The organism is Dietzia massiliensis (genome assembly GCF_018390595.1).
GTDB lineage: Bacteria > Actinomycetota > Actinomycetes > Mycobacteriales > Mycobacteriaceae > Dietzia > Dietzia massiliensis.
Map to the genome: position 1 here is coordinate 1 of NZ_JAHBAV010000170.1, position 467 is coordinate 467.

Sequence of the window (467 nt, forward strand, 5' to 3'; positions counted from 1 at the left end):
TAATTACACAGCTGAATCTTACCAAGTATTTGCTGATGCTCTTGTAGTAGCAAAAGCAACTGTAATTAATGCGATAACTGACGAAGAAGTTATACAAGCTAGTGAAGCATTAGCAACAGCTAAAGAAGCATTGGCAAAGGTAGAAATTGATACAGATAAAACAGCCTTAAAAATTGCTATCGACATGGCTAATGTAATTACTGATGAAGATTTGGCTAATGTTGTATCAGCAGTAGTTGATGAATTCATTGCAGCAAGAGATGAAGCTAATGCAGTATACAATGATGCTAGTGCTTCGCAAGTTGAAGTAAATAACGCATTTGACAGACTTGCAAGTGCAATGCAAAAATTAGAATTCTTCAAAGGAGATAAAACAGCATTAAAAGCATTCATCGATAAAGTAAGCGGATTAGAATCAATTAAGTATACAGAAACTACATGGACAGCATTTGAAACAGAGTTAACTG

General features: G+C 34.7%; 1 protein-coding gene. It reads left to right on the top strand.

The window, feature by feature from the left end; genetic code table 11:
* Positions 1-467: FIVAR domain-containing protein (locus tag KHA85_RS20165; protein ID WP_213186660.1), on the top strand; the 467-nt coding region annotated here is incomplete at both ends.